24 protein-coding genes are annotated in these 25,753 nt (G+C 71.9%); 9 read left to right on the forward strand and 15 right to left on the reverse strand.

Annotated elements, in window-relative coordinates; translation table 11 throughout:
• Positions 1–209: 209 nt before the first annotated feature.
• Positions 210–1,385, reverse strand: a complete 1,176-nt coding sequence (gene dusB / locus AOK16_RS07620) for a tRNA dihydrouridine synthase DusB (protein ID WP_055471468.1) — start codon at positions 1,383–1,385, stop codon at positions 210–212.
• Positions 1,386–1,541: 156 nt separating this feature from the next.
• Here dusB and AOK16_RS07625 point away from each other — a divergent pair, with 156 nt between their 5' ends.
• The 3 genes from AOK16_RS07625 (at position 1,542) to AOK16_RS07635 (ending at position 4,699) form a co-directional block, all read left to right on the forward strand.
• On the forward strand, positions 1,542–3,008 hold the full coding sequence (locus AOK16_RS07625) for an MFS transporter (RefSeq protein ID WP_055471469.1): 1,467 nt from the start codon (positions 1,542–1,544) through the stop codon (positions 3,006–3,008).
• Positions 3,009–3,156: 148 nt separating this feature from the next.
• Positions 3,157–4,095: an aldo/keto reductase gene (locus AOK16_RS07630; protein WP_055471486.1), complete on the forward strand. Its 939-nt coding sequence runs from the start codon at positions 3,157–3,159 to the stop codon at positions 4,093–4,095.
• 16 nt (positions 4,096–4,111) lie between these two features.
• Positions 4,112–4,699, forward strand: coding sequence for a TetR/AcrR family transcriptional regulator (locus tag AOK16_RS07635; RefSeq protein WP_055471470.1), 588 nt, complete (start codon positions 4,112–4,114; stop codon positions 4,697–4,699).
• Between the two features lie 484 nt (positions 4,700–5,183).
• Here the strand turns inward: AOK16_RS07635 and AOK16_RS07640 are convergent, their stop codons facing one another.
• The gene (locus tag AOK16_RS07640; RefSeq protein ID WP_055471471.1) at positions 5,184–6,566 is read right to left on the reverse strand and encodes a glycine--tRNA ligase; all 1,383 of its coding nucleotides are present in this window, start codon (positions 6,564–6,566) and stop codon (positions 5,184–5,186) included.
• 177 nt (positions 6,567–6,743) lie between these two features.
• Between AOK16_RS07640 and AOK16_RS07645 the strand changes: the two genes are divergently transcribed.
• The 4 genes from AOK16_RS07645 (at position 6,744) to AOK16_RS07660 (ending at position 10,072) form a co-directional block, all read left to right on the forward strand.
• On the forward strand, positions 6,744–7,775 hold the full coding sequence (locus tag AOK16_RS07645; RefSeq protein ID WP_398718343.1) for a metal ABC transporter substrate-binding protein: 1,032 nt from the start codon (positions 6,744–6,746) through the stop codon (positions 7,773–7,775).
• A 23-nt stretch (positions 7,776–7,798) separates the two neighbouring features.
• On the forward strand, positions 7,799–8,566 hold the full coding sequence (locus tag AOK16_RS07650; RefSeq protein WP_055471473.1) for a metal ABC transporter ATP-binding protein: 768 nt from the start codon (positions 7,799–7,801) through the stop codon (positions 8,564–8,566).
• Complete coding sequence (locus tag AOK16_RS07655) at positions 8,566–9,567, forward strand: metal ABC transporter permease (protein ID WP_079101156.1); 1,002 nt, start codon at positions 8,566–8,568, stop codon at positions 9,565–9,567. The genes AOK16_RS07650 and AOK16_RS07655 overlap by 1 nt, the downstream gene beginning before the upstream one ends.
• A gap of 64 nt (positions 9,568–9,631) precedes the next feature.
• On the forward strand, positions 9,632–10,072 hold the full coding sequence (locus AOK16_RS07660; protein WP_055471474.1) for a Fur family transcriptional regulator: 441 nt from the start codon (positions 9,632–9,634) through the stop codon (positions 10,070–10,072).
• A gap of 194 nt (positions 10,073–10,266) precedes the next feature.
• Here the strand turns inward: AOK16_RS07660 and AOK16_RS07665 are convergent, their stop codons facing one another.
• The 4 genes from AOK16_RS07665 to leuA all read right to left on the reverse strand — a co-directional run bounded on the left by AOK16_RS07665 (position 10,267) and on the right by leuA (position 14,931).
• Positions 10,267–11,082: an isoprenyl transferase gene (locus tag AOK16_RS07665; protein ID WP_055471487.1), complete on the reverse strand. Its 816-nt coding sequence runs from the start codon at positions 11,080–11,082 to the stop codon at positions 10,267–10,269.
• A 29-nt stretch (positions 11,083–11,111) separates the two neighbouring features.
• Positions 11,112–11,858 (reverse strand): DNA repair protein RecO, encoded by a 747-nt coding sequence (gene recO / locus AOK16_RS07670; RefSeq protein WP_055471475.1) that lies wholly within the window; start codon positions 11,856–11,858, stop codon positions 11,112–11,114.
• Positions 11,859–11,988: 130 nt separating this feature from the next.
• Entirely contained in the window at positions 11,989–12,699 is a 711-nt protein-coding gene (locus AOK16_RS07675) for a TerB family tellurite resistance protein (RefSeq protein ID WP_055471476.1), read from the reverse strand.
• 468 nt (positions 12,700–13,167) lie between these two features.
• On the reverse strand, positions 13,168–14,931 hold the full coding sequence (gene leuA / locus AOK16_RS07680) for a 2-isopropylmalate synthase (RefSeq protein ID WP_055471477.1): 1,764 nt from the start codon (positions 14,929–14,931) through the stop codon (positions 13,168–13,170).
• Positions 14,932–15,239: 308 nt separating this feature from the next.
• Here leuA and AOK16_RS07685 point away from each other — a divergent pair, with 308 nt between their 5' ends.
• Both AOK16_RS07685 and AOK16_RS07690 read left to right on the forward strand, forming a co-directional pair.
• The gene (locus tag AOK16_RS07685) at positions 15,240–16,346 is read left to right on the forward strand and encodes a M4 family metallopeptidase (RefSeq protein WP_055471478.1); all 1,107 of its coding nucleotides are present in this window, start codon (positions 15,240–15,242) and stop codon (positions 16,344–16,346) included.
• A 37-nt stretch (positions 16,347–16,383) separates the two neighbouring features.
• A complete protein-coding gene (locus AOK16_RS07690; RefSeq protein WP_055471479.1) occupies positions 16,384–16,653 on the forward strand; it encodes a protealysin inhibitor emfourin in 270 nt (89 codons plus the stop codon).
• 54 nt (positions 16,654–16,707) lie between these two features.
• Here the strand turns inward: AOK16_RS07690 and AOK16_RS07695 are convergent, their stop codons facing one another.
• The 9 genes from AOK16_RS07695 to AOK16_RS07735 form a co-directional block, all read right to left on the reverse strand.
• Entirely contained in the window at positions 16,708–17,709 is a 1,002-nt protein-coding gene (locus AOK16_RS07695; RefSeq protein ID WP_055471488.1) for a GTPase Era, read from the reverse strand.
• Between the two features lie 113 nt (positions 17,710–17,822).
• Positions 17,823–18,179 (reverse strand): hypothetical protein, encoded by a 357-nt coding sequence (locus tag AOK16_RS07700; protein ID WP_055471480.1) that lies wholly within the window; start codon positions 18,177–18,179, stop codon positions 17,823–17,825.
• Positions 18,180–18,210: 31 nt separating this feature from the next.
• Complete coding sequence (locus AOK16_RS07705; RefSeq protein ID WP_055471481.1) at positions 18,211–19,530, reverse strand: hemolysin family protein; 1,320 nt, start codon at positions 19,528–19,530, stop codon at positions 18,211–18,213.
• A complete protein-coding gene (gene ybeY / locus AOK16_RS07710; protein ID WP_055471482.1) occupies positions 19,527–20,024 on the reverse strand; it encodes an rRNA maturation RNase YbeY in 498 nt (165 codons plus the stop codon). The genes AOK16_RS07705 and ybeY overlap by 4 nt, the downstream gene beginning before the upstream one ends.
• A 15-nt stretch (positions 20,025–20,039) precedes the next feature.
• Positions 20,040–21,044: a PhoH family protein gene (locus AOK16_RS07715; protein ID WP_055471483.1), complete on the reverse strand. Its 1,005-nt coding sequence runs from the start codon at positions 21,042–21,044 to the stop codon at positions 20,040–20,042.
• 151 nt (positions 21,045–21,195) lie between these two features.
• Complete coding sequence (locus tag AOK16_RS07720; protein ID WP_398718417.1) at positions 21,196–22,299, reverse strand: carbohydrate kinase family protein; 1,104 nt, start codon at positions 22,297–22,299, stop codon at positions 21,196–21,198.
• Positions 22,300–22,579: 280 nt separating this feature from the next.
• Positions 22,580–23,503: a ribonuclease Z gene (locus AOK16_RS07725; RefSeq protein WP_055471484.1), complete on the reverse strand. Its 924-nt coding sequence runs from the start codon at positions 23,501–23,503 to the stop codon at positions 22,580–22,582.
• Positions 23,504–23,534: 31 nt separating this feature from the next.
• Complete coding sequence (locus AOK16_RS07730; RefSeq protein ID WP_055471485.1) at positions 23,535–23,894, reverse strand: histidine triad nucleotide-binding protein; 360 nt, start codon at positions 23,892–23,894, stop codon at positions 23,535–23,537.
• Positions 23,895–24,175: 281 nt separating this feature from the next.
• Positions 24,176–25,753: S41 family peptidase (locus AOK16_RS07735; RefSeq protein ID WP_205627648.1), on the reverse strand; the 1,578-nt coding region annotated here is incomplete at its 5' end.

The raw sequence follows: 25,753 nt of genomic DNA on the forward strand, positions 1-25,753 counted from the left end.
GGGTGGGCACACCGGAACCCGCACCCGGCGCACGGCCCCCACCGGACCGTAGCCGCGCCCGGACCGCAACAGTCCACCGGGGGCTGAGGATTCGTACGCGGCTGCACGCCGGTGGCCACGCTGGCCCACAACGGGGGGGCCGAACCGCGGCCCACCGAGCGCGCCCCGCCGCACGGCGGACCCGCAGGCCCTGCCGGATGGCCCGCCCGTCAGCCCCCGGAGGTGTCCAGCTCCGCGTCAGCGGTCACACACGACGCGTCGTAGGGGTCGTCCAACCAGCCGTCCGGGAGGACGACCCGGTGGCGGCCGGAGGTGCGCCCGCGAGGGCCGTCCGCGCCGACCGGCCACGGCTGGTCGAGATCCAACGCGCCCAGCAGATCGTCCAGTTCGGCCAGCGACGAGGCGATGGCCAACCGCTTCCGCATCTCGGAGCCGACCGAGAACCCCTTGGTGTACCAGGCGACGTGCTTGCGGAAGTCGATGACCCCGCGCGCCTCGTCCTCCAGCCACTCCCCCAGCAGCTCGGCGTGGCGCCGCATCACGAGGGCCACTTCCTTGAGCGCCGGCGCGGCGCGCTCCCCCGTGCCCTCGAAGGCGGCGACCAGGTCGCCGAACAGCCAGGGTCTGCCCAGGCAGCCGCGCCCCACGACGACCCCGTCGCAGCCGGTCTCCCGCATCATCCGCACCGCGTCGTCCGCCGACCAGATGTCGCCGTTGCCGAGGACCGGCACCTCCGGCACCGCCTCCTTCAGGCGGGCGATCGCCTCCCAGTCGGCCTGGCCGCCGTAGTGCTGGGCCGCGGTGCGGCCGTGCAGGGCGATCGCCGTGACGCCCTCCTCGACCGCGATCCGGCCGGCGTCGAGATAGGTGAGGTGGTCGTCGTCGATGCCCTTGCGCATCTTCATGGTCACGGGCAGCCCGCCCGCCCCCGCGACCGCCTCCCGCAGGATCGACCGCAGCAGGTTCCGCTTGTACGGCAGCGCGGACCCGCCGCCCTTGCGCGTCACCTTCGGCACGGGGCAGCCGAAGTTGAGGTCGATGTGGTCGGCGAGGTCCTCGTCCGCGATCATGCGGGCGGCGCGGCCGACCGTGCCGGGGTCGACGCCGTACAGCTGGATGGAGCGCGGCTTCTCGGTCCCATCGAAGTGGATCAGCCGCATGGTCTTGGCGTCCCGCTCGACCAGCGCCCGCGTCGTGATCATCTCGCTGACGAACAGCCCCTTGCCGCCACTGCCGCGATCTCCCGGGGGACGGCCCCCGTACCCCCACGCGCCCTCGGCGAACTCCCGGCACAGCGTGCGGAACGGCGCGTTGGTGATCCCGGCCATCGGGGCCAGGACCACCGGCGGCTGCACGGAGTGCGGGCCGATCTGCAGCAGAGTCATCGGGCGGGCGTCCTTCGGTCGGGCGGCGGCATGGTGGCAGCGGGTGCGTACGGGGTCGGGCGGCTCCCATTGTCGCGCACCCGCCGCCCACTCCGGGAAGCCTGTGGACAACCCCGCGCAGCGGCGCCGTACCAAGGGTGGTTGTACGGTTCATCCATGCCCGAACTCAGCCACCGGCGGCGCCTGCTCGTGCTGGGGATCTGCTGTATGAGCCTGCTGCTCGTCAGCCTCGACAACACCGTGCTGAACGTGGCGCTGCCCTCGCTGCGCAGGGATCTGGGCGCCTCCGTCGCGGGCCTCCAGTGGACCATCGACGCGTACACGCTCGTGCTGGCCTCGCTGCTGATGCTCGCGGGCTCCACCGCGGACCGGATCGGGCGGCGCAAGGTCTTCCGGACCGGTCTCGTGCTCTTCACGCTCGGCTCCGCGCTGTGCAGCCTCGCGCCGAGCCTGGGCTGGCTGATCGTCTTCCGCATGGTGCAGGCGGTCGGCGGCTCGATGCTCAACCCCGTGGCGATGTCGATCATCACCAACGTCTTCACCGAGCCCAAGGCCCGGGCCCGCGCGATCGGCGTCTGGGGCGGGGTCGTCGGGATCAGCATGGCGGCCGGGCCCATGATCGGCGGGGTGCTGGTGGACACCGTCGGCTGGCGCTCGATCTTCTGGATCAACCTGCCGGTGGGCCTGGCGGCCCTGCTGCTGACCATGCGCTATGTGCCCGAGTCCCGGGCGCCCAGGCCGCGCCGTGTGGACCCGGTCGGCCAGCTGCTGGTCATCGTCCTGCTGGGCTGCCTGACGTACGCGATCATCGAGGCGCCGGACGCCGGACTGACCTCGCCGCTGATCCTGTCCTTCGCGGGCGCCGCCCTCGCCGCGCTGACCGGGCTGCTGCTCTACGAGCCGCGGCGCGCCGAACCGCTGATCGATCTGCGGTTCTTCCGCAGCGCCCCGTTCAGCGGGGCCACGATGATCGCGGTCAGCGCGTTCGCGGCGCTGGGCGGCTTCCTGTTCCTCAACACCCTCTACCTGCAGGAGGTGCGGGGCCTTTCGGCCTTCGGCGCCGGGTTGTGGATGCTGCCCATGGCGCTCATGACGTTCCTGTTCGCACCGCTGTCCGGGCGACTGGTCGCGAGCAAGGGACCGCGGCTCCCGCTGCTGCTGGCGGGGGTGACGATGACGGCGAGCGGGCTGCTGTTCGCCGCGTTCGAGGCGGAAGCCTCTGAGCCGCTGCTGTTCACCGGTTACGTGGTCTTCGGGCTCGGCTTCGGCCTGGTGAACGCGCCGATCACCAACACCGCCGTCTCCGGCATGCCGCGCGCGCAGGCGGGCGTGGCGGCGGCCGTCGCCTCGACCAGCCGCCAGATCGGGCAGACCCTGGGCGTCGCGGTGATCGGGGCGGTGCTCGCGGCGGGGGTGCGCATGGGCGGCGACATCGACGGGTTCGTGGCCGCCAGCGGCCCCGCGTGGTGGGTCATCACAGGCTGCGGGGTGGCGGTACTGCTGGTCGGAGCGGCGACGACGGGCCGCTGGGCGGCGCGGACGGCCCGTTGCACGGCCGCCCGCTTGGAGGCCGCGGGCACGGCATCGGCGAGCGCGGCGAACCATCAGCACAGAACGACTTGAAGATGCGCGATGACAGATATTGAAATCTGTCATCGCGCATGCCATTCTTCTCGTGTACCGATCGCTTCCATCCCACGAGGAGACCCCCGTGCTGAACCGCACTCTCGGAACCACCGGCCCCCAGGTCTCGGCACTCGGCCTCGGCTGCATGGGCATGTCCGCCCTCTACGGCGACTCGGACCGCGCCGAGTCCATCGCCACCCTCCATGCTGCGCTCGACGCCGGGGTCACGCTCCTCGACACCGGCGACTTCTACGGCATGGGCCACAACGAGATGCTGATCGGTGAGGCGCTGCGCGCGAGCTCCCGGCGCGAACAGGCCCTCCTCAGCGTCAAGTTCGGCGCCCTGCGGGACGCGAACGGCGGCTGGGCGGGCTACGACGGCCGGCCCGCGGCCGTGAAGAACTTCCTCGCCTACTCGCTCCAGCGCCTGGGCACCGACCACATCGACGTCTACCGGATCGCCCGCATCGACCCCGAGGTCCCCGTCGAGGAGACGATCGGCGCCATCGCCGAGGCCGTCGAGGCCGGGCACGTCCGCCACATCGGCCTCTCGGAGGTCGGCGCGGACACCATCCGCCGGGCCGCCGCCGTGGCCCCGATCTCGGACCTCCAGATCGAGTACTCCCTGATCTCCCGCTCCATCGAGGACGAGATCCTGCCGGCCTGCCGCGAACTGGGCATCGGCGTCACCGCGTACGGCGTGCTGTCCCGCGGTCTGATCAGCGGGCACTGGAGCCGGGACCGCAAGCTCGCCGCGAACGACTTCCGCGGCATGAGCCCGCGCTTCTCCGGCGACAACCTGGACCGGAACCTGGATCTGGTGGACGCGCTCCGCAAGGTCGCCGAAGGCAAGGGTGCTACGGTCGCCCAGACCGCCATCGCCTGGGGGCTCGCGCAGGGCGAGGACATCGTCCCGCTCGTCGGCGCGCGGCGCCGCGACCGGCTCACCGAGGCGCTCGGCGCGCTGGACTTCACCCTGGACGCGGCCGACCTGGCCGCGATCGAGGAAGCCGTCCCGGCCGGGGCCGCGGCGGGCGCGCGCTACCCGGAGGCGCAGATGGCGCACCTGGACAGCGAGAAGTAGGAGACGGGGAACCCCGATGCCGCCCGAAGCCCTGACGCCCGACCGCATCCTCGAAGCCACCGAGGAGGTGCTGCGCCGCTACGGCCCCGCGAAGGCGACCGTGGTGGACGTGGCGCGGGCGCTGGGCGTCAGCCACGGCAGCGTCTACCGCCACTTCCCCAGCAAGGCGGCGCTGCGCGAGGCGGTCACCGAGCGGTGGCTGGACCGTACGTCGGAGCGGCTCGGCGAGATCGCCTCCGGCGACGGCCCGGCCGCCCTGCGGCTCGACGCGTGGCTCTCCGGCCTCTTCGAGGCCAAGCGGCACAAGGCCGGGGACGATCCCGAGCTGTTCGCCACGTACATGGTGCTGATCGGCGAGAGCAGCGGGGTCGTGGAGCGCCATGTCGCCGATCTGGTCGGCCAGTTGGCGCGGATCATCGAAAACGGCCACGCCCAGGGGGCGTTCGCCCCGCCGGTCCCGGATGCCCCCACGGCGGCCCGCGCCGTCTTCGACGCCACCAACCGCTTCCACGACCCGGCCTACGCGGCCGACTGGTCAACCCCCGGCATCACCACGGCCTTCGAGGCAGTATGCCACCTCATCCAAAAGGGCTTGGCGGCGTAACCCGGCCCCGGTTGCGGCCGGTTGGGCTCCCCCGGCTACCGCCGGGAGGTGCCCCCACCCGAACTCCGCCGTCCCGCGTCCCACCGTCGCGGCGGGAGGATTTCCCGCCGCGGCCGCGGAGACCCATCCGGCGGCTCCGAACCTCGCGCCGTGGCGGCCGAACATTTCCCGCCGCAGCCGCGAAGATTCGTCCAACCGCCAAACCGGCGGCCCGGGCCTCGGGCCGTGGGCGGAAAACTTCCCGCGGCGGCGGCGAGGAGCTCCGCCGGCCCAGCGGAAATCGTCCGCCGCCGCGGCGAACAACCACCGCGGCGCGGCCCCGCGGTGCCCAACCGGCCGCGAGCTCCCCCAACACACAGACGGCGGGTGCCGATCCCTTCGGAAAGGGACCGGCACCCGCCGTCTGTCATCCGCGCCGGAGGCGCCACGCACCTGCCGTATGCCGTGCCCGCGCCCGTATGCCGTGCCCGCGCCGGATAGCGGGTCAGCAGCCCAGGAGGCGGCCGCCCAGGTAGGTCTGGATCTGGTCCAGGGACACGCGCTCCTGCTTCATCGTGTCCCGTTCCCGCACCGTCACCGCGTTGTCGTCGAGGGTGTCGAAGTCGACGGTGACGCAGAACGGCGTGCCGATCTCGTCCTGGCGCCGGTAGCGGCGGCCGATCGCGCCCGCGTCGTCGAACTCGATGTTCCAGTGCCGGCGCAGGTCCGCCGCCAGCCCCTTCGCCTTCGGCGAGAGCTGCGGGTTGCGGGACAGCGGCAGCACCGCGACCTTGACGGGCGCCAGGCGCGGGTCGAGCCGCATGACGGTGCGCTTCTCCAGCACGCCCTTGGCGTTCGGCGCCTCGTCCTCGTTGTACGCGTCGAGCATGAAGGCGAGCATCGCGCGGTTCACCCCGGCCGCGGGCTCGATCACGTACGGCGTCCAGCGCTCACCGGCCTCCTGGTCGAAGTACGACAGGTCCTGGCCGGAGGCCTTGGAGTGCGCGCCGAGGTCGTAGTCGGTCCGGTTGGCCACCCCCTCCAGCTCGCTGAACTCGGTGCCGCCGAAGTTGAAGCGGTACTCGATGTCGGCGGTGCGCTTGGAGTAGTGGGACAGCTTCTCCTTGGGGTGCTCGTACCAGCGGATGTTCTCCTCGCGGATGCCGAGGTCGCGGTACCAGTTCCAGCGCTGCTCCATCCAGTACTCGTGCCACGTCTCGTCCTCGCCCGGCTTGACGAAGAACTCCATCTCCATCTGCTCGAACTCGCGGGTGCGGAAGATGAAGTTGCCCGGCGTGATCTCGTTCCGGAAGGACTTGCCCACCTGGGCGATGCCGAACGGCGGCTTCTTGCGCGAAGTCTGCTGCACGGCCGCGAAGTTGGTGAAGATGCCCTGCGCGGTCTCCGGGCGCAGGTACGCGACGGAGCCGGAGTCCTGGGTCGGGCCGAGGTGAGTGGCCAGCAGCCCGGAGAACTGCTTGGGCTCGGTGAACGCGCCCTTGTTGCCGCAGTGCGGGCAGTTGACATCGGAGAGGCCGTTCGCGGGCAGGTGGCCGTGCTTCGCCTCGTACGCCTCTTCCAGGTGGTCCGCGCGGAACCGCTTGTGGCAGGAGGTGCACTCGGTGAGCGGGTCGGTGAAGGTCGCCACGTGGCCGGACGCCTCCCAGACCTCGCGGGCGAGGATCACGGACGAGTCGAGGCCGACCACGTCGTCGCGCGAGGTGACCATGGAGCGCCACCACTGGCGCTTGATGTTCTCCTTGAGCTCGACGCCGAGCGGACCGTAGTCCCAGGCGGCCCGCTGACCGCCGTAGATCTCGCTGCACGGGTAGACGAAGCCACGGCGCTTGCTCAGGCTGACGATGGTGTCGATCTTGTCGGCGGCCACGATGCTCTCTTCATTACGACGACGAAGCGGTGATGGTGGAATCCGCCGGGATCCTGGGACCGGCGAATACCTCAGATTACCGGCGGGTGCGGGGCTGGGATCAAATCGGTGTGTCCTTTGCGGGTGTGATCGCCGGGCTGATCACTTTGTTGACAATCGTTTCCATCTTTGTTGAAAATGAGTGTCATGAACGCACACCGACGCCTCATATCCACCGCCGCCCTCGCCGGCGCGGTCACGCTGGGCCTGACCGCCCTGTCCGCCTGCTCCTCCTCCGGCGCCACGAACGCCGGGAGCGACGGAAAGCTCGGCGTCACGGCGTCGTTCTACCCCATGGAGTTCCTCGCCAAGGAGATCGGCGGGGGCCACGTCTCGGTCACGAGCCTCACCAAGCCCGGCGTCGAGCCGCACGACCTCGAGATCAGCCCGCAGCAGACCGCCCAGCTCGGCGAGTCCGACGTCGTCCTCTACCTCAAGGGCCTCCAGCCCGCCGTCGACGAGGCCGTCAAGCAGGCCGGCGTGAAGAACACCGTCGACGCCGCCACCCTCACCGAGCTCGAGGACCACGGCACCGCGGTCGGCCACGACCACGACCACGCGGACGAGCACGGCTACGACGAGTCCGCGCACGAGGACGGGCACGAGGACGGGCACGCCGCGGACGAGCACGACCACGAGGCGGACGCCGCCGCCGACCCGCACATCTGGCTCGATCCGGTCAAGTACGCCGAGGTCGCCCGCGGCGTCGGCAAGGCCCTCGCCAAGGCCGACCCCGACCACGCCGCGGACTACGAGAAGAACACCGCGACCCTGGTCGGTAAGCTCGACGAGCTGGACAAGGCGTACGAGGACGGCCTGAAGAACCGCGCCACCGACACCTTCATCACCACCCACTCCGCCTTCGGCTACCTCGCCGAGCGCTACGGCCTGGACCAGGAGGGCATCGCCGGCCTCGACCCCGAGTCCGAGCCCAGCCCGGCCCGCATGAAGGATCTGCACGAGATCGCGGAGAAGGAGAAGGCGACCACCGTCTTCTTCGAGACCCTCGCCAGCGACAGGACCGCGAAGACCCTGGCGAAGGACACCGGTCTGAAGACCGACGTCCTCGACCCGCTGGAAGGCATCAACGACAAGTCGCAGGGCGGCGACTACCTCGAGGTCATGCGGTCCAACCTGAAGAACCTGCAGAAGGCACTCGGGGCCAAGTGACTCACCCTTCGGAGGCACGCGTCATGGAGCAGCCGGTCATATCCCTGAGCGGGGCGTCGGCCTCGCTCGGCGCACGGCCCGTGCTGCGCGGCATCGACCTCACCGTCCGGCGCGGTGAGGTCGTCGCGCTGCTCGGGGCCAACGGCTCCGGCAAGTCCACCGCCGTACGGGCCGTGGTCGGCCAGGTGCCGCTCACCAGTGGCGAGTTGGAGCTGTTCGGCACCCCCCGCCGCGCCTTCCGCGACTGGGCGCGCATCGGCTACGTGCCGCAGCGCACCACCGCGGCCAGCGGCGTGCCCGCGACCGTACGGGAGGTGGTGTCCGCCGGGCGGCTGGCCCGTACGCGGCTCGGGCTGCCGCGGAAGGCCGACCGGGAGGCGGTGCGGCGGGCGCTGGAGCTGGTCGGCATGGCGGACCGGGCCGGCGACTCGGTCAACGCGCTCTCCGGCGGCCAGCACCAGCGCGTCCTCATAGCCCGGGCGCTGGCCGGCGAACCCGAGCTGCTGATCATGGACGAGCCGATGGCGGGCGTGGACCAGGCCAGCCAGCAGGTGCTGGCCGACACCCTGCGGCAGCAGGTCGCGGGCGGCACGACCGTGCTGCTCGTGCTGCACGAACTCGGGCCGCTGGAGCCGCTGATCGACCGCGCGGTGGTGCTGCGCGACGGCTGCGTGGTGCACGACGGGCCGCCGCCGAAGGCGGTGGGGCAGCACGCGCTGCCCGGCCACGACCATGTGCACCCGCACGCGGACACGGCCTCCGAACCGATCCGGACAGGACTGCTGACCTGATGGACATCCTCGGCTACGACTTCATGCAGCGGGCGCTGCTGGCCGCCGTGCTGGTCGGCATCACCGCACCCGCGGTGGGCATCTACCTCGTCCAGCGCCGCCAGGCGATCATGGGCGACGGGATCGGGCACGTCGCCCTGACCGGTGTCGCGCTGGGCTTCCTGACCGGCACCAACCCGGTGTGGACGGCTGTGCTGGTCTCCGCGCTCGGCGCGGTGGCGATGGAACTGATCCGCTGGTACGGCAAAGCGCGGGGCGACCTGGCGCTGGCGATGCTGTTCTACGGCGGCATGGCGGGCGGCGTCCTGCTGATCAACCTCTCGCCGAACGGCTCCAACGCCAACCTCACCACGTACCTCTTCGGCTCGATCACCACCGTCTCGCAGGGCGACGTACAGGCGATCTGCCTGCTGGCCGCCTTCGTCATGGCGATCACGCTGGGGCTGCGGCGGCAGCTGTTCGCAGTCTGCCAGGACGAGGAGTTCGCGCGGGTCACCGGGCTGCCGGTGCGGGTGCTGAACCTGCTGCTGGCGATCACCGCGGCCGTCACGGTCACCGTGGCGATGCGGGTGGTCGGGCTGCTGCTGGTGAGCGCGCTGATGGTGGTACCGGTGGCGGCCGCCCAGCAGGCGACCCGCGGATTCGCGATGACGCTCGCGGCGGCGATCGGCATCGGCGTGATCGTCACCCTGTCCGGAACCGTCTACTCCTTCTACGTGGACGTGCCGCCGGGCGCGAGCATCGTGGTCCTCGCCATCGCGGTGTTCGGCGTGATCACCGCGCTGGCCGCGCCGCTGGCGAGACGGCGGGCGCGCAGGGCGGAGCTCCTCGCGCCACGCGAGGAGAGGTGCACGCTGGAGGTACCGGGCAGTCGCAGTCCGGCCGGGGCTACGGCCGTGTCCGCCCCGAGTTCTGGTTCCGGTTTCGGCTCCGGTTCTGGCTCGGGTTCCGGCCCGGGTTTCGGTTCCGGGGACGACGTGGAGGTCCGGCCGTCGGGCTGACGGCGTACTGGCACAATGGCCGGGCGTAGGTAGGTCGGTACGGACGGCTAGCAAGGAGGCGACGGTGGCTATCGCGGGGAGCGGTGGGACGAACGCGGCCCCGGTCCGCGGCCGGTCGACCCGGCAGCGTGCCGCGGTGGCGGCGGCCCTCGACGAGGTCAACGAGTTCCGCAGCGCGCAGGAGCTGCACGACATGCTCAAGCACCGGGGCGACTCGGTCGGCCTCACCACCGTCTACCGCACGCTCCAATCGCTCGCGGACGCGGGCGAGGTGGACGTGCTGCGCACCAGCGACGGCGAGTCCGTCTACCGCCGGTGCAGCACCGACGACCACCACCATCACCTGGTGTGCCGGTCCTGCGGCAGGGCGGTCGAGGTGGAGGGGCCCGCGGTGGAGAAGTGGGCCGACCAGATCGCCGCCGACAACGGCTTCGTGGACATCGCCCACACGGTAGAGATCTTCGGCACCTGCCAGGCCTGCGCGGAGTCTGCCACCAAGGCATAGCCGGGTTTGGGACGTGCGTTCACCGTTCCGGTGCGGGCCCCGGCTCCGCCGGGTGGGCACGCGTCCCTGTTCCGTTGTGGGCAGGCGTTCCGCAAGGGCGGAACGCCTGCCCACAACGCGGACCGAACCATGGCCCAGCGGGCCACCCCGCCGCACGGCTAACCCGCCTCGCGCGGCGAGGCGGAGGTCGCCGGCTAGGCGGGCGACGTCTCGTTGGGGACGGCTCCGCCGAAGCGGCGGTCGCGAGAGGCGTATTCGAGACAGGCCCGCCAGAGGTCACGACGGTCGAAGTCCGGCCACAGAACGTCCTGAAAGATCATCTCCGCGTACGAGCTCTGCCATATCAGGTAGTTGGACGTGCGCTGCTCACCGCTCGGGCGGAGGAAGAGGTCGACATCCGGCATGTCCGGGTAGTAGAGGTACTTCGCGAAGGTCCGCTCGGTGACCTTCGACGGGTCGAGCTTCCCGGCCTTCACGTCCTCCGCGAGCTTCGCCGCCGCGTCCGCGATCTCGGCGCGGCCGCCGTAGTTGACGCAGAAGTACAGCGTCATCGCGTCGTTGTCCTTGGTCTGCTCCTGGGCAACCTGGAGCTCCTGGACGACCGACTTCCACAGCTTCGGCATCCGCCCCACCCACCGGATGCGGATGCCCAGTTCGTCCATCTCGTCCCGCCGGCGGCGGATCACATCGCGGTTGAAGTTCATCAGGAAGCGCACCTCATCGGGCGAGCGCTTCCAGTTCTCGGTCGAGAAGGCGTACAGGGAGAGGTTCTTGACACCCATCTCCAGGCACCCCTTGAGGACGTCCAGGACGACGCCCTCCCCCACCCGGTGCCCCTCCGTGCGCGGGAGGCCGCGTTCCTTGGCCCAGCGGCCGTTGCCGTCCATCACGACGGCGACATGGTTCGGGACCAGCTCGCCCGGAATCTTCGGCGGGCGCGCGCCGGACGGGTGCGGCTCGGGTGTCCGGTACGTCCGGCGAGTTCGGCCCAGAATCCCGCGTCGTGCCATGCGGTCCACGTCTCCCATGTCTCGTACTTCTACTTCTCCACATAACGCAGCGAACGCAGGCCGCGTTCCAGATGCCAGTGGAGGTACGCCGCCACGAGCCCGCTGCCCTCGCGCACGTGCCGTGGCTCGCTCGCGTCCGCCGTCGCCCAGTCGCCGGTCAGCAGCGCGCCGAGCAGCGTGAGCGACTCCGCAGAGGGTACGACGCTTCCCGGCACCCGGCACTCCCCGCAGACCACCCCGCCCGCGGCGACCGAGAACCACCGGTTGGGGCCCGGCATCCCGCAGCGCGCGCAGGCGCCGAAGCTGGGGGCGTAGCCGTTGACGGCGAGGGAGCGCAGCAGGAAGGCGTCGAGGACCAGGTTCGGGGCGTGCTCGCCGCCGGCGAGCGTCCGCAGGCCGCCGACGAGCAGCAGGTACTGCTGTACGGCGGGCTCGCCCTCGTGGTCGGTGAACCGCTCGGCGGTCTCCAGCATCGCAGTGCCGGCGGTGTAGCGCGCGTAGTCGGTGACGATGGCCCCGCCATACGGGGCGATGGTCTCGCTCTGGGTGCACAGCGGCAGCCCGCGTCCCACGAGCTCGCTGCCGCGGGCGAAGAACTGCACGTCCACGTGCGAGAACGGCTCCAGTCGCGCCCCGAACTTGGACTTGGTACGCCGCACTCCACGCGCCACGGCCCGTACGCGGCCGTGCCCACGAGTGAGCAGGGTGATGATCCGGTCCGCCTCGCCGAGCTTCTGGGTGCGCAGCACGATGCCGTCGTCGCGGAACAGACTCATGCGAGCCATTGTCCCGTACGCGGGGGCCCCGGCGAACGCGGACGACGGACTCTGGCCCGGAGGCGGACCAGCAAGAGCGGGGCCCCAGGCGGCCGGCCGAACGACCCTGGGAGGGACCGGGAGGCTCCTCCTAGGAAGGCGTTCTGGCGGCTGCTGCCAGGAGGCGCTGGGTGTCCTCCAGGCCGATGCCCAGCGCGCGGCCGACCGTCGCGAGGGCGGCGTGCTCCGCGGGGCTGTACGGGCCGTCCGCGAGGGCGATACGGGCGCCCTGCAGGAGGATGCCCTCGCGTCCGGCGGGGGCGAGGTGCGGGGCCAACGGCTCGAGCGCCTCGTGGAGTTCGATGGCCAGCACCGCGCCGCCCGCCGCGCCGTGCTCGGCGCAGCCGTCCGCGCAGCCCTCGGCGCGGCCGTCGAACCGGCCCGGCAGGCGGCCGGTGTCGGCGGCGAGCGCCTCGACGAGGGCCAGCAGCTGCTCGCCCGTACAGTCCTCGAACCCGGCGCCGCGGACCGTGGAGACGGCTGCCTCCCGCACCGTACGGTCGCCTGCGCCGCCCGCGGCAAGGACGGCGAGGGCGACGGTATGCACGGCGTCGCGCAGCATCGCGGAGAAGCGGATGGTGGTGGGGTGGTCGAGCAGCTCGGTACCGAACCGGCCGTGGCAGGCGGAGCACTCGACGACCGGACCCGCGGCGCCGCGCGGGATGAGCGGCAGCCCGAAGACGGCTACGCGGCGGCGGCCGGTGCGGCGGCGGTAGTTGCGGTCGCCCCCGCATTCCGGGCAGAAGAACTCCCCGTCGCCGACCGTGCGCCAGGTCGTCCGCACTCCCCACACGCGCTGCATCGCGCACCTCCGGCGGCTTGGCCCGAATTGTTCCGCCACGGTCCGCCGCGAGTCGGTGACTCTTCGGCAACGGCGCCGTGTTGGGGTGATGTTAGCCACATCAATGACGCGACGTCAGCCCCGGCGCCGCGGGCTGAGTGGATCCGAGCCACTTTCCCGTGCGGGTGCCACCGGGTTCACCACCCGGCGGGTGGCGCGCGCCCCGCGCCGCAGAGCCGTGGGTCCGCCACACCGTGGGCGGCGTTCGCCACGCCGTGGGCGGTGTGTTCGCCGCGCTGCGGGCGGGCTCGGTGGGCCGGGTTCGGCCCCCCCGTTGTGGCCGCGTGCCCACCCAGCGGAACCCGGTGCCCACACCGGAACGGTGTCCCCGCCCACCCGGCGGAGCCGGGACGCACACCGGAACGGAAACGCGCGCCCGCACCGGATGGTGAGGGCGCGCGCGTCCGTACCGGAACCGAAGCCGGACGGCTATCGGGTTGCGCGGTTGACGGCTGAGACGACCGCCTTCAGGGAGGCCCGGGTGGTGTTGGCGTCGATGCCGATGCCCCACAGGACCTTGTCGCCGATCGCGCACTCGATGTACGACGCGGCCTGCGCGCTCGCGCCCTCGCTCATCGTGTGCTCGGAGTAGTCCAGCAGCCGGGCGTCCACGCCGACCGCGGCCAGCGCGGCGAAGAACGCGGAGATCGGGCCGTTGCCGCTGCCGGTCAGCACCGTCTCCGCGCCGTCGACGACCGCTTCGACGGTGAGGGTGTCCGTGCCGTCCTTGTCGGTCGTGGTCTGGCCGGACCGCACCTGGATGCGGCCCCACGGGTTGGCCGGATTCGGCAGGTACTCGTCCTGGAAGGCCGCCCAGATCTGCGCGGGCGTGACCTCGCCGCCCTCCGCGTCCGTCTTGGCCTGGATGAGCCTGGAGAACTCGATCTGCATCCGGCGGGGCAGCTCCAGCTTGTGGTCGTTCTTCAGGACGTACGCGATACCGCCCTTGCCGGACTGGGAGTTGACGCGGATGACCGCCTCGTAGGACCGGCCCACGTCCTTGGGGTCGATCGGCAGGTACGGCACGGCCCACTCGATCTCGTCGACCGTCTTCCCCTGCTCGGCCGCGCTCGCCTCCAGCGCCTCGAAGCCCTTCTTGATGGCGTCCTGGTGGGAGCCGGAGAAGGCCGTGTAGACCAGGTCGCCCACGTACGGGTGGCGCGGGTGGACGGTCATCTGGTTGCAGTACTCGGCGGTGCGGCGGATCTCGTCGATCTGCGAGAAGTCGATCTGCGGGTCCACGCCCTGCGAGAACAGGTTCATGCCCAGCGTCACCAGGTCGACGTTGCCGGTGCGCTCGCCCTGCCCGAACAGGCAGCCCTCGACGCGGTCCGCGCCCGCCATGACAGCCAGCTCGGCCGCGGCCACGGCGGTGCCGCGGTCGTTGTGCGGGTGCGCCGACAGGCATACGTGCTCGCGCCGGGACAGGTTCCGCGCCATCCACTCGAACCGGTCGGCGTGCGTGGAGGGCGTCGAACGCTCCACCGTGGCGGGCAGGTTGAGGATGATCTCGCGGCCGTCTTCCGGCTGCCAGACGTCCATGACGCCCTCGCAGACCTCCAGCGCGAAGTCCAGCTCGGTGTCGGTGAAGATCTCCGGGCTGTACTGGTAGCCGAAGGCCGTCTCCTCGCCCAGCAGCTTCTCCGCGTACTCCATGACCAGCCGGGTGCCGTCCACCGCGATCTGCTTGACCTGCTCACGGGTGCCGCGGAAGACGACCCGGCGGAAGACCGGGGCGGTGGCGTTGTACAGGTGGACGGTGGCGCGGTGGGCGCCGCGCAGCGACTCCACCGTGCGCTCGATCAGCTCCTCGCGGGCCTGGGTGAGGACGGAGATCGTCACGTCCTCGGGGATCGCGCCCTCCTCGATGATCGAGCGCACGAAGTCGAAGTCGGTCTGCCCGGAGGAGGGGAAGCCGACCTCGATCTCCTTGTAGCCCAGCTTCACCAGCAGGTCGAACATGGCCCGCTTGCGGGCGGGGGACATCGGGTCGATCAGCGCCTGGTTGCCGTCCCGCAGGTCGGTCGACAGCCAGCGCGGGGCCTTGGTGATCCGGGCGCCGGGCCAGGTGCGATCGGGGAGGTCCACGGCCTCGTACGGCCCGTACTTGTGGATCGGCATGCCGGAGGGGCGCTGGGTGGCGGTGGCGGCGGTGACGGGCGTGGAGCGGCCCACGGAATTCGGGGTGTTCACTGCGCTGGGCTCCTGTCGAAGGGCTCGAAGGCGTTCGACGGCCGACGGTGGGCAACACCGGACTCCGCGGGGAGGGGGTCGGCCTACGACTACAGGCCCTCGCCGCGGCAGCTAAGAAGAAGCAGCCCGAAACGCATGATGCGCAGCAGCCTAGCCGAGCCCTGCGAGGACACCGAGTCCGTTCCAGTATGCAAGACGTGACGGCAGCAGCGAACAAAAGGTGACGAATCTATCCGCAGGCCTCCCATACCGCTCATCGCGGTCACCACCAGTGACACAGCGGTGACCGCGTGCCAACATGGTTCGGCATGACCGCACTTCGCGTGGAAGCCACGCATCCTGTCTTCTGCACGATCATCCCCCCACACCTGCTCGACCGGCTCGCGCAGTCGGACGACGAGGCGCGTGCAGGGCGCGCCCGCCGGACCCTGGAGCGGGACGCCGCCCAGCGCATCCGGCGCCGTGAGGCCGCGCCCCCCGCCGCCACCGAGCCCGCGGCGGAGGAGAAGCCGAACCGCACGATCTACGACGCCGGGAAGGTCGAGACGCTGCCCGGCACGAAGGTCCGGGGCGAGGGCGACGAGGCTGTCAAGGACGCGTCCGTCAACCGCGCCTACGCCGGGCTCGGCTCCACCTTCGAGCTGTTCCTGAAGGGGTTCGAGCGCAACTCCATCGACGGCGAGGGCCTCGCGCTGGACGCCACCGTCCACTACGGCCAGGAGTACAACAACGCCTTCTGGGACGGCCACCAGATGGTCTTCGGGGACGGCGACGGCGAGATCTTCAACGACTTCACCACGTCGCTGGACGTCATCGGCCACGAACTCGCCCACGGCGTCACGCAGTACACCGCCAACCTCGACTACCAGGGCCAGGCCGGCGCCCTCAACGAGTCCGTCTCCGACGTCTTCGGCTCCCTGGTCAAGCAGTACGCGCTGGGGCAGACCGCCGAGGAGGCGGACTGGCTGATCGGCGCCGACCTCCTGGCCGGCGCCGTCGAGGGCAAGGCGCTGCGCTCGATGAAAGCCCCGGGCACCGCGTACGACGACGACGTGCTCGGCAAGGACCCGCAGCCGGGGTCGATGGACGGCTATGTGGACACCACCGAGGACAACGGCGGTGTGCACATCAACTCGGGCATCCCCAACCGCGCCTTCTACGAGGTCGCCACAGCCATCGGTGGGAAGGCGTGGGAGAGGGCCGGGCAGATCTGGTACGACGTGCTGACCGGCGGGAAGCTGGCCAAGGACGCGAACTTCGCCGCCTTCGCCCAGCTCACGGTCGCCGCGGCGCAGAAGCGTTACGGCAAGGACAGCAAGGAGCTGGCGGCGGTGCAGAAGGGCTGGTCCGAGGTGGGGGTCACCCCCGCCGACGAGGCCGGGTCCCCGGAGGCCGACACCACTCCCTGCGAGTAGGCGCACAACCCCCGCGCCGTCGGGTACGGATGGAGCCATGCGGATTCAGGTGAAGCGCACCGGCGGGTTCGCGGGCATCACGCGCCGGGCCGAGGTCGACACCTCGGGGAGGCCCGACGCGGCGGAGTGGCACGCCCTGGCCGAGGAGGCAGCGGCCGAAGGCCGGGGCGAGCCGCCCGCGGGCGTACCCGACGGTTTCCGCTACGAGATCACCCTCGACGGCGAGCGGACCGTGCGCTGCGCGGATCCGCGGATCGGCGCGGCGCAGCGGAAGTTGATCACGAGGGTGCTGAAGGAGGGCGCGTAGGCGGCGGCCCCACGGCCGCCGCCTCGGCCCGAGCCTCGGCTGAGAAGACCCGGCTCAGAAGCCCAGCTTGCGCAGCTGCTTGGGGTCGCGCTGCCAGTCCTTGGCCACCTTCACGTGCAGGTCCAGGAAGACCGGTGTGCCGAGCAGCGCCTCGATGTGCTTGCGCGACTTGCTGCCGACCTCCTTCAGCCGGGCGCCCTTCGGGCCGATGATGATGCCCTTCTGGCTGGGGCGCTCGATGTAGACGTTGGCGTGGATGTCCAGCAGCGGCCGGTCCGCGGGCCGGTCCTCGCGCGGCAGCATCTCCTCGACGACCACCGCGATCGAGTGCGGCAGCTCGTCCCGTACGCCCTCCAGCGCGGCCTCGCGGATCAGCTCGGCGACCATGACCTGCTCGGGCTCGTCCGTGAGGTCGCCTTCCGGGTAGAGCGCGGGGCCCTCGGGCAGCAGCGGCACGAGCAGATCGGCGAGCAGTCCGGTCTGGCCGGCTCCTCGCCCACCACTGCCCTCGGCCGAGGAACCGCGTCCCGCCCCCTTTTCGGCGGCCACCGCCGAGACCGGGATGATCTCGGCCCACTCGATGCCCAGCTCCGTGCCCAACCGGTCGATGGCGATGAGCTGTTCGGCCAGCTGCTGGGAGTCCACCAGGTCGGTCTTGGTGACGATCGCGACCTTCGGGGTCTTCTTGATCCCGGCCAGTTCGCCCGCGATGAAGCGGTCGCCGGGGCCGAGTTTCTGGTCGGCGGGCAGGCAGAAGCCGATCACGTCGACCTCGGCCCAGGTGGTGCGCACGACGTCGTTCAGCCGCTCGCCCAGCAGCGTCCGGGGCTTGTGCAGCCCGGGGGTGTCCACGAGGACCAGCTGCGCGTCGGGGCGGTGCACGATGCCGCGGACGGTGTGCCGGGTGGTCTGCGGGCGGGTGGAGGTGATCGCCACCTTCGTCCCGACCAGGGCGTTGGTCAGGGTCGACTTACCGGCGTTCGGCCGGCCGACGAAGCACGCGAAGCCCGCGCGGTGGGGTTCGCCTGCCGGGGCCGGGGAGGAAAGGGCGCTCATGGCGCCCATTCTCCCCGATCGCTCGGCCGCTCCCGACCGCAGGGCGTGGTCGAGCCCGCCTCATCCGCGCCGCAGGGTGTCGTTCAGCGACCGCTTCCGGCCGCAGGGCGTGGTCAGCCCGCGGTCACCGTGGACCGCAGGGTGCCGTCCGGGGCGGCGAGGTGGACCGGGCAGGCCGGGCCGCCCAGGTCCCGTACGGCGGCGCGGTCGGCGGCGGTTGCGGCGGGGGCCTCCGTCACGACGGCCGCGGCCTCCAGGGACTTGGCGCCGCTGGCGACCGCCATGGCGACCGCGGTCTGGAGCGCGCTGAGCTTCAGCGAGTCGAGCGCGACGGTCCCGGCGACGTACGTACGGCCGGTCTCGTCGCGGACGGCCGCCCCCTCCGGCACGGCGTTCCGGGCCCGCGCGGAGCGCGCCAGCGTGACGATCTTGCGGTCTTCGGGGTCCAGGGTGGCAGCGCTGTCGGTCATGCGCCGATCATAGAGAGGCGCCACGCGCCGCTCACGCCTTGCCCTCGCCGTCCCCGCGTCCGGTGGGGCGGACCGGCTCGACCAGGACCGTGACGATGCGGTTGCGGCGGCCTGCCGGGGACTCGGCGGTCAGCCGGAGGGCCTTCAGGCCCGGGTCGGTGGCGTCCTCGGAGAGGTCCACCTCGGCCGTGGCCCCCGCGATCGGCACGCGGCCGAGGGACTTGGCGAGCAGCCCGCCGACGGTCTCCACGTCCTCGTCGTCCAGCTGGAGCCCGTACAGCTCGCCGAGGTCGCCGATGTCGAGGCGGGCGGTGACGCGGTAGCGGTCCGCGCCCAGCTCCTGGACGGGCGGCAGTTCGCGGTCGTACTCGTCGGTGATCTCGCCGACGATCTCCTCCAGGATGTCCTCGATGGTGACGATCCCGGCCGTGCCGCCGTACTCGTCGATGACGACGGCGACGTGGTTGCGGTCCTTCTGCATCTCCCGCAGCAGGTCGCCCGCGTTCTTGGTGTCGGGCACGAAGGCCGCCGGGCGCATGGCGGTGGAGACCAGGTCGTTCTCGGCGTCGCGGTTGATGTGCGTCTTGCGGGCCAGGTCCTTGAGGTAGACGATCCCGACGATGTCGTCCTCGCTCTCGCCCGTGACCGGTATCCGGGAGAAGCCGGAGCGCAGGGCGAGGGTGACTGCCTGGCGGATGGTCTTGGCCCGCTCGATGACGACCAGGTCGGTGCGCGGCACCATCACCTCGCGGACGAGGGTGTCGCCCAGTTCGAAGACCGAGTGCACCATGCGGCGCTCCTCGTCCTCGATGAGCTGCTCGGACTCCGCGAGGTCGACCATGGCGCGCAGCTCGGCCTCGGAGGCGAACGGGCCCTTGCGGAAGCCCTTTCCGGGGGTGAGTGCGTTGCCGATGAGGATCAGCAGCTGCGGGATCGGGCCCATGACGCGGGCCAGCGGCAGCAGGACGTACGCGGCGGCGGTGGCCGTGTTCAGCGGGTGCTGGCGGCCGATGGTGCGCGGCGAGACGCCGACGGCCACGTACGAGACGAGGACCATCACGCCGAGCGCGACGGCCAGCGCCTCCCAGGTCTGCGTGAACTCCCGCAGGCAGACGTACGTGACGAGCACCCCGGCGCCCATCTCGCAGGCCACGCGCACCAGCAGGGCCACGTTCAGATAGCGGGTGGGGTCCTCGGCGACGGCCAGCAGCCGGTCGCTTCCGCGCCGCCCGGACCGTACGGCCTCCTCGGCGCGGAACCGGGTCGTGCGCGCCAGGCCCGCCTCGGCGCAGGCCGCCAGCCAGGCCACGACGACCAGCAGGACGGCGGCGACGACGAGTTGGGCCGTCATCGGGTGGTGGGGGCCGGGGAGGGGCCCTCGACGCCGCGCTCGGCGCGCCAGCCGTCGATGATCGCCTTCTGGAGGGCGAACATCTCGGCCCGCTCGTCGGGCTCCTCGTGGTCGTAGCCGAGGAGGTGGAGGACGCCGTGGACGGTGAGGAGCTGGAGCTCCTCGTCCATCGAGTGCGCCGTCTCCGCCTCCTCGCCCTGCTTCCTGGCCACTTCGGGGCACAGCACGATGTCCCCGAGGAGCCCCTGGGGGGGCTCCTCGTCGTCCTTCGCGGGCGGGCGCAGCTCGTCCATCGGGAAGGACATGACATCGGTGGGACCCGGCAGGTCCATCCACTGGATGTGCAGCTGCTCCATGGCGGCGGCGTCGACGACGATGACCGACAGTTCGGAGAGGGGGTGGATCCGCATCCTGGCCAGGGCGAAGCGGGCGACGTCCAGGACCGCCTGCTCGTCGATGTCCGTGCCGGACTCGTTGTTGACGTCGATCGACATGGGGTTGTTTCCGGCTTACTTTCCGTTGCGGCTGTCGTACTGCTCGTACGCGTCGACGATACGGCCCACCAGCTTGTGCCGGACCACGTCGGAGGAGGTGAGCAGCGAGAAGTGGACGTCGTCGACGCCGTCGAGGATCTCCCGCACCTGGCGCAGACCGCTCTTGGTGCCGCCCGGCAGGTCGACCTGCGTGATGTCACCGGTAATGACGATCTTGGAGTCGAACCCGAGCCGGGTCAGGAACATCTTCATCTGCTCGGGGCTGGTGTTCTGCGCCTCGTCGAGAATGATGAACGCGTCATTGAGCGTCCTGCCCCGCATGTACGCCAGCGGGGCCACCTCGATCGTGCCGGCCGCCATCAGGCGCGGGATCGAGTCGGGGTCCAGCATGTCGTGCAGCGCGTCGTAGAGCGGGCGCAGATACGGGTCGATCTTCTCGTAGAGCGTGCCGGGCAGGAAGCCGAGCCGCTCGCCCGCCTCGACCGCGGGGCGGGTCAGGATGATCCGGTTGACCTGCTTGGACTGGAGCGCCTGAACCGCCTTGGCCATGGCCAGATAGGTCTTGCCGGTGCCCGCCGGGCCGATGCCGAAGACGACGGTGTGCTTGTCTATGGCGTCGACGTACCGCTTCTGGTTGAGCGTCTTGGGGCGGATCGTGCGGCCGCGGCTGGAGAGGATGTTCTGCGTCAGCACCTCGGAGGGGGTCTCGGCGGCGCCCGCCGCCTCGTCCTCGCCGCGCAGCATGGCGATCGAGCGTTCCACCGCGTCCTCCGTCATCGGGGCTCCGGTGCGGAGCACGAGCATCATCTCGTCGAACAGGCGCTGGACCAGGCTGACTTCCCGAGATTCCCCGGTGACGCTGATCTCGTTGCCGCGCACATGGATGTCGGTGGAGGGGAACGCCTGCTCGATCACGCGCAGAAGCGAGTCCCCCGATCCCAGGACCATCACCATGGGGTGCTTGGGGGAGACCGTGAAGTGCGCCGTCGTCGCCTGCGACCGTGTGGGTGTCTGAGTCATGGGCCGGCTCTCTGGCCTGCTGACCCCGCCTTCTGTGCTCGACGCGCCGCGCGCTGTCCCGCACGGCCCTGGTAACCACAAGAGTACGACGGAGCACCGACAACACCGACCCCCTTTTCCCGGCTCTCTCCACAGGCCCCGGGAAGGGGCCTCAGCGCGTCCTGAAGCCGATCGTGGGCACGGCCCGGCGCAGCGGCCAGGGGCGGGGGGCCGTGGGCACCAGGGCGTCGAGGAACGCGTAGTGGCGCAGGGCGGCGGCCTGGTCGTCGATGGACTTCACCTGCTGCCACCAGGCGGCCACTTCGGCCCAGCCGGGGGCCGACAGCGAGCCGCCGAACTCCTGCACCGAGAGCGCGGCCGTCAGGCCCGCGAAGGCGAGCCGGTCGGCGAGCGGCCAGCCGGCGAGGGTGCCGGTGACGAAGCCCGCGACGAAGACGTCCCCGGCCCCGGTGGGGTCCAGCGCCTCGACCGCGATGGCGGGCACGGAGGCGGTCTCACCGGTGGCGCTGTCCACCGCGTACGCGCCCTCGGCGCCCATCGTGACCACCGCGAGCGGCACCTTGTCCGCGAGCGCGCGGGCGGCGGCGCGGGGGCACTCGGTGCGCGTGTAGCGCATCGCCTCCTCGGCGTTGGGCAGGAACGCCTCGCAGTGGGCGAGGTCCTCCAGGGCGGCCAGCTCCCAGCGGCCGGTCTCGTCCCAGCCGACGTCCGCGAAGATCCGGCTGCCGCGCCCCGCCGCGACCGCGATCCAGTCCTCCCGCCGCCCGGGCGCCAGCGCGGCGACGGCGGCGCGGCAGCGGGGCGGGCAGTCGGGCGCGCCCTCCTGTTCGAGCACGGCGGGCGGGGGCGCCTCGTGGCCGTGCGAGACCATCGTGCGCTCGCCCTCGTACGCCATGGAGACGGTCACCGGGGAGTGCCAGCCGGGTACGCGGTGCGACGGGGACAGGTCGATGCCCTCGCCCTTGTGCAGGCACTCCCAGCAGTAGTCGCCGTACACGTCGTCGCCGAACGCGGCCGCGAGGCAGGTGCGCAGCCCGAGTCTGGCGAGCGCGGCAGCCATGTTGGCGATCCCGCCCGGGCTGGAGCCCATGCCCCGCGCCCAGGACTCGGTGCCGCGGACGGGGGCGCAGCCGAGGCCGGTGAAGATGATGTCCAGGAAGACGGTCCCGGTGAGGTAGACGTCGATGTCCGGGTCGGCGGGGGTGCGGGTGAGCGGGTCGAGCAGGTGGTCGGCGGGCGGCTCGGCGCCGTGCAGCCCGGTCCCCCGGTCGAACCCGCGCAGCTCGCCCTCGCCCGGCTGGACCCCGTCGCTTCCCGTCACGCCGCGCCTTCCGTCCGACATTGCCCCGGAACCCATCGTATGGATCCCGGACGGTCGCCGGCGGGCGCGGCCACTGGGGCCGCGCGGCCATGGGCCCGTCCGGCCGGGGGTTGCGGGCCGCCCTGCCGCGGAGGGCTTCCCGCCTTGCCTGGAGGGCTTCCCACGGCGCCGCCCGCGCGGGACGACGGCCGGCCCGCGGCCGCGCCCTTCCGCGTCAGCGGCGCTTCGGGAGGGGTACGCGGTCCAGGTCGGCGGCGATGGTCAGGTCGCCCGCGTAGCCGGCGGCGCGGGCCTCGCGCTCGAAGGCGGCGGGGTCGCCGTAGCGCTGCGAGAAGTGGGTGAGGACGAGGTGGCGCACGCCCGCCTCGGCGGCGACGCGGGCGGCCTGCCCGGCTGTCAAGTGGCCGTACTCCTCGGCCAGTCCGGCCGCCTCGTCGAGGAAGGTGGACTCGATGACCAGCAGGTCGCAGCCGTCCGCCAGCGCGGGCACCCCCTCGCACATCCGGGTGTCCATCACGAACGCGAACCGCTGCCCCCGCCGTACCGTGCTCACCTGGTCGAGAGTGACCGTCCCGTGCGCGGCGGTGGCCAGCGAGCCGGCCTCCCGCAGCCGGGCGATGTCGGGGCCGCCGATCCCGTACGCGGCAAGCCGCTCGGGCAGCATCCGACGGCCGTCGGGCTCCACCAGCCGGTAGCCGAAGGACTCGACAGGGTGGGAGAGTTGCCGCGCCTCCAGCCTGAACTCCCGCCCGTCGGCCAGCACTTGGCCGTCCGCGTGGACCGGCTCCTCGATGATGCGGACGGTCTCGCGGTACGCGGTGGAGTACCGCAGGCGCTCGAAGAAGTGCCGCCCGGAGGCCGGGTAGTGGGCGGTCACCGGGTGCGGTACGCGGTCGAGGTTGATGCGCTGGATCACCCCGGCCAGGCCGAGGGAGTGGTCGCCGTGGAAGTGCGTGACGCAGATCCGCGTCAGGTCGTGCGCGGCCACCCCCGCGTAGGTCATCTGGCGCTGCGTGCCCTCGCCGGGGTCGAAGAGGATGCCCTCGCCATCCCAGCGCAGCAGGTAGCCGTTGTGGTTGCGGTGCCGGGTCGGCACCTGGCTGGCGGTGCCGAGGACGACGAGTTCGCGTACGGACACGGGTGTCGCCGGGCGTATCCGGTGCGCCGGGTCAGCCGGGCGGCCAGTTGAGGCCGCGGCCGCCGAGGACGTGCGCGTGGGCGTGCCAGACGGTCTGGCCGGCGCCGCTGCCAGTGTTGAACACGACGCGGTAGCCGGTCCCGTCCACCTTGTCCTCGGCCGCGACCTCAGCGGCCTCGCGCAGCACGTCCGCGGTGAGGTGCGGGTCGGCGGCGGCCAGGGTCGCGGCGTCGCGGTAGTGCACCTTGGGGATGACCAGGACGTGGGTCGGGGCCTGCGGGTTGATGTCGCGGAACGCGACGGTGGTGTCCGTCTCGCGCACGACCTCCGCCGGGACGTCGCCGGCGACGATCTTGCAGAACAGGCAGTCGGCCTGCGGTTCACCCGCCATGCGGGGGCCTCCTTCGACGGCGATCTCCACGCCGATGCTATCCCGCCTGCGGCGCGCGCCATGGGTTACGGGGCCCAGCCCCATAACGAACCCCGGCTCCGCCGGGTGGGCACGCATCACCGTTCCGGTGTGGGCATGCGTTCCGCTAGGGGCGGAACGCATGCCCACAACGCGGGGCCGAACCACGGCCCACCAGGCCCGCCCCGCCGCGGGGCGAACCCGCAGCCCGCGTCCGCGCGCCATGCGGCCACGCCCGCCGCACGGCGAACGCGCGGGGCGGACTACGGGAGGTCCGGGGGGAGTTTGGCGGGGTGTTCGGACAAGGCGGCCAGTGCCAAACGGATCGCCTCGTCCAGCTGGGGGTCGCGGCCCGCCGCCCAGTCCTGGGGGGTGTGGGGGACCTCCACGTCCGGGTCCACCCCGTGGTTCTCCACCCCCCACCCGTAACCCTCCAGCCAGAACGCGTACTTCGGCTGCGTGACCGACGTCCCGTCCACCAGGTCGTAGCGGTGGTCGATGCCGATGACGCCGCCCCACGTCCGCGTCCCCACCACCGGCCCGATCCCCAGCGCCTTGATCGCCGCGTTCACGATGTCCCCGTCGGATCCGGAGAACTCGTTGGCGACGGCGACGACCGGACCGCGCGGCGCGTCCTGCGGGTAGCTCATGGGCCGCATCCCCCGCGGCAGGTCCCAGCCGACGATGCGCCGGGCCAGCTTCTCGACAACCAGCTGCGAGGTGTGCCCGCCGCGGTTCTCGCGGACGTCCACCACCAGCCCCTCGCGGGCGACTTCGACCCGCAGGTCGCGGTGGAGCTGCGCCCAGCCGGAGCCGATCATGTCGGGGACGTGGAGGTAGCCGAGGCGACCCGAGGACCGCTCGTGGACATAGGCGCGGCGGTCGGCGACCCAGGCGTGGTAGCGCAGCGGCTCCTCATCGGCGATCGGGACCACGACCGCGTGGCGCGGGTCGCCGCCCCCGGCGGGGGCGACGGTCAACTCGACCGGCTTGCCCGCCGCGCCGACCAGCAGTGGACCAGGCCCGGCCACCGCGTCCACGGGGTGGCCGTCGATGGCCAGGATCGCGTCCCCCGGCCGTACCGCCACACCGGGCGCGGCCAGTGGGGAGCGGGCGTGCGGATCGGAGGTCTCGGAGGGCAGGACGTGCTCGACGCGCCACACCCCGTCCGCGTCCCGCGCCAGGTCGGCGCCCAACAGGCCCTGCCGGTACGCCGGGTCGCCGGGCCCTCCTGGCGGCGTCACGTACGCGTGGGAGGTGCCGAGCTCGCCCTGCACCTCCCACAGCAGGTCCACCAGGTCGTCGTGGGTGGCGGCGCGGTCGAGCACCGGCCGGTAGCGGTCCAGGACCGCCGCCCAGTCGACCCCGCCGAGGTCCGGCCGCCAGAAGTTGTCCCGCATCAGCCGCCCGGCCTCGTCGTACATCTGCCGCCACTCCGCGGCGGGTTCGACGGTCAGCCGGACGCGGGAGAGGTCGACGGCCGTGGCGCCGTCCCCGTCGTCGCCCGGGGCCTTGTCGGCCGGTACGACGCGCAGCTTGCCCCCGGCCGTCAGCAGGACGCGCTTGCCGTCGCCGCTGACCGCGAAGTCGTCGACGGCGTCGGCCAGTTCCTCCGCGCGCCGCTGCGCCAGGTCGTAGCGGACCAGGGCCGTGGCGGGCCCGTCGGCGTCCGGTGTGGCCAGGGCCGAGCCGAGGACGCCGCGCAGCGGGTGGCGCAGCCACAGCACGCCGTCCTCGGCGGCGCGCAGCGTGGAGTAGGTGGCGGCCTCGATTGGGAACGGCACGATGCGGTCGGCGAGCCCGTCGAGGTCGATCCGGGTGGCGGGCGGCGCCTGGTCCTG

This window comes from Streptomyces pathocidini, from assembly GCF_001418495.1.
GTDB lineage: Bacteria > Actinomycetota > Actinomycetes > Streptomycetales > Streptomycetaceae > Streptomyces > Streptomyces pathocidini.